A 3,478-nucleotide genomic window follows, 5' to 3' on the forward strand; every position below is an offset into this window, starting at 1 on the left:
GAGGCGGGTGGGGCATGGTCTTGTCCGCCAGAATCGCCAGGGCCATGGCCACAGCGATGCAGTTGTCCCCACCCAGGGACGTCTCTTTCGCCCAGACGTACTCACCATCGGTGGCAAGGTCCAGGCCCTCCCGGGCCATGTCTTTTGGACAGTCCTCAGTCTTTGCGCAGACCATGTCCATATGGCCCTGGAGAATCACGGGGTCCGCATCCTCATAGCCGGGGGTGCCGTCCTTCCAGATCACTACGTTATTGAGCTCATCCTGCCGCCATTTGAGGCCCAGCTCCTTGGCAAAGCTCACGCACAGGTCGCTGATGATCTTCGTGTTGCCGCTGCCGTGAGGCACGGCACACAGCTTTTCAAAGTACTCAAATACCGCCTTGGGTTCCAGATTGGATAAAACCGCCATAAAATCCTCCCGAAAGGCAGAGCCTGCCGAAACGGTCCGGCAGGCTCTGCTGATTTTGCCGTCTTCCAGTATCATACCACTTTTCAACGGACTTTTGCGCTCTTTTCCTGAAAAATTCAGATGCCCAGATCGCTTTCCAGGCCCATATCGTCCTCCAGGCCGAACTCGTCGCCCTCGCCGGGGAGATCCTCCTCGCCGGGCTCCTCCTCCACCATGGGAACGAACTCGGAAAACCAGGCGTCCTCCGGCAGGCCGGCCAGATAGGCGGGCAGGTTAATGACGATACCGTCCACGCCGTAGGGCAGCTGAATGGAGATCTCCTCAATGCGGGGATCGTCGCCCTTGTTCTCCGTAATCTCCAGGGTCATTTTAAAGCTCTGGCCGATCCAGGTGGCCATGCCGCGCTCCCGCTTGCCCAGCTTTGCGACCTGCTCGCCCTTGACGGTAACCACCACGCGCTCGAAGGCCCTGTACTCCTGGCCCTGATAGTCCTCAATGGTCTTATTGTCAAAATAGAGGGTGTGGCCCCGGCCGATGACCATCATCGTGGCGGCCACAGCAACGCAGACAGCCAAAGCGGCAAGGCGGATCAAAAGCATTTTTCCTCTCATGTCTGAACGCCTCCCTCCCGCTGGGCCCGCGCCAGCAGCTCACCGCCCTGGCTCCTGGCCCTGCGCTTCTTGATCTCATACATGATGAGGGCCAGCGTAATGACGCCGTAGGAGACAAACACACGGAAATACTCGCCAATCATGGCGTCGCCGGTGATGGCGACACCCGCTCTGGGCGCCACGATGAACATGGTGTGGAACAAAATCACACCCAAAAAGACGTTTCCGATGGAGGCCTTCTCCACACTGGCACCGCCAACCAGCAACGCGGCAATGCAGAACATGCCGATCTGGGAGTGGGCCGTGTAGGTAGGGAAGTTGCCGATGTTCTGGAGGTAGATAATCTGGCCGAAGCCGGCAAAAACCGTGGAGATGATGATGGCGATGATCCGGGTACGGTCCACATTGATGCCGGCGGCCTGGGCCACCTCCATGTCCTGGCCCACGGCCCGCATGTCCTGGCCCAGCTTCGTCCGGCGGAACCAGACGATGATCAGGCACATCAGGGCGATGATGATGAAGTTCAGAACCGGGATCTTCACGCCCTTGTAGAAGATGGCGAACTCATTGTCCAGGCACTGACGCATATTGGCCAGGTTCACGGTGGTGCGGATGCCGAAGCCTCTGGGCAGGCGGATGGAGGCGTGCTTGATGGGAATGATAAGTCCCATCAAGTAGAGCACTAACAGTTGGTAGAAACCGGTGCCGGTGTAGTTCATCATATAACCTACGATCATCTCGCGCCCCTTGGCCATATTCATGAGCCTGCCGCATACGAGACCCAAAAGCGCGGACAGGGGCACGGAGAGAATCATGGCCAGCACCACGCCGGGGATGCCCCAGATCTGCCAGTCAGTGACAAAGATCAGCGCCACCTGCCCTGCCATGGCCCCCAGGGTCATGCCGAAGTTCAGACCCATGCCCGCCATGATGGGAATCAGGAGGCTCAGGATCAGGAAAATATTCCGCCCCATCCGGGTGACAATCTCGTTGAGAAGATAGCTGGGGGAGAGGCCGGAGAGGGGGATGCAGACGGCGCAGATGATGACGAACATCAATGGTACCAGGTTGTTCTGCAGGAAGTCGAAACCGTTAAAATTCTTTTTCATTTCGCTCCCTCCGTCTTTCTCGTCAGGGCATAGACCACCATGCCGTTGGAGACGATGATGCGGATGACCTCGCTCACGTCCGTGTGGATCAGGGCGGTGATGACAGTGGGCGTCATGGTCACAAGGCCCTGGAAGAGAAGAGTGCCGATGATGACGTTGGAGATGGAAGCCTTATTCACCGACGCGCCGCCCAGGAGAACGGCCGCCACCGCCGGCATGGTCATATTCTGGGGGGCCGTATAGAGCTGCACAAAACCGAAACCCTGCTGATAAACCAGAACGCCCACAGCGCCCAGCCAGGTGGACAGAATCACCGACAGGACCCGGATCCGATCCACATTAATGCCAGAAGCCCTGGCAAAGGTGGGATTGGAGCCCACGGCAGTCATGGCAGTGCCGGTCTTGGTATGGAGGAAAGCCCACATCAAAAAGGCCAGCAGCGCAAAGAACAGGATGGACCCGGTGGGAATCACCAGATTGATGCCCAAGGGGTTCAGGTCAATCTTCAGAAATTTAGAGAGGACGCCCGCGTAGAAGCTGTCCAGGGCAAACATATTCCGCAGTCCCACACCGGTGTACGCCATGACGATGGAGGGGTTCTTGTAAGGGATCAGCAGCCACATGATGCACATAAAGGACACAGAGGAGAGCCCCACGTATGTGGCCACCATCATCTCGCCGCCCTTAATCCTGTTCAGAAGCGCACCGTAGCCGCCGCCGAAGAGGATGGCGAAGGGGGTGGACACCACAATGGCCATCAGGAAGCTCATGGACCCGGTAAAGCCCATCTCAATGGCCAGCGTACCGCCCAAAAGACCCGCCAGGACGCCCAGGGGAATACCGAAGTTCAAGCCGCAGCCGGAGTGGATCATGGGCACCATGGCCAGCACCAGCACGGCGTTCCAGCTGAAGCGGTTGATGACGTTGGTAATCTGGGTGGACAGGTCGGACCCCGTGATGGGGGCCATGATAAACAAAAAGAGGAGGAAGCCGGCGATAATCAGCCGGGGATAGCCCATCTTTTTGAGCCAGTATCGCAGCGCGATGGCAGACGCATATTCATGCATATCGTTCTCTCCTCCTTCTTATATGACCTTGCTGACCATCAGCGCGCCGAAGTCCTCCGAGGAGTCCGCCGCCGGAAGAATGCCGGCCACCTGTCCGCCGGAGATGATGGCGATCCGGTCGCAGGTCTGCCGCAGCTCCTCCAGCTCGGAGGAGATCATGACGACGGTAACGCCGCTGTCCCGGTTAAACTGCTTCAGCGCCTCCAGCACCAGAGCCTTCGCCCCCACGTCGATGCCCCGGGTGGGCTCGGACACAAAGAGGAACTTGGGCTCCAGGGCAAA

Annotated in this window: 3 protein-coding genes and 2 pseudogenes; all 5 read right to left on the reverse strand. The window is 58.5% G+C overall.

Going from position 1 to position 3,478, the window contains the following annotated elements; all coding sequences use genetic code 11:
• Positions 1 to 409, reverse strand: a pseudogene (locus QZ326_RS12035) (aminoacyl-histidine dipeptidase); the annotation flags it as partial.
• Positions 410 to 525: 116 nt separating this feature from the next.
• Positions 526 to 1,020 (reverse strand): DUF6672 family protein, encoded by a 495-nt coding sequence (locus QZ326_RS12040; RefSeq protein ID WP_295745549.1) that lies wholly within the window; start codon positions 1,018 to 1,020, stop codon positions 526 to 528.
• Entirely contained in the window at positions 1,017 to 2,129 is a 1,113-nt protein-coding gene (locus tag QZ326_RS12045; protein WP_295745552.1) for an ABC transporter permease, read from the reverse strand. Before QZ326_RS12045 ends, QZ326_RS12040 begins: the two co-directional genes overlap by 4 nt.
• The gene (locus QZ326_RS12050) at positions 2,126 to 3,196 is read right to left on the reverse strand and encodes an ABC transporter permease subunit (protein ID WP_295745555.1); all 1,071 of its coding nucleotides are present in this window, start codon (positions 3,194 to 3,196) and stop codon (positions 2,126 to 2,128) included. Before QZ326_RS12050 ends, QZ326_RS12045 begins: the two co-directional genes overlap by 4 nt.
• An 18-nt stretch (positions 3,197 to 3,214) precedes the next feature.
• A pseudogene (locus tag QZ326_RS12055) lies at positions 3,215 to 3,478 on the reverse strand (sugar ABC transporter ATP-binding protein); the annotation flags it as partial.

This window comes from uncultured Oscillibacter sp. (assembly GCF_910587525.1).
Classification (GTDB): domain Bacteria; phylum Bacillota; class Clostridia; order Oscillospirales; family Oscillospiraceae; genus Oscillibacter.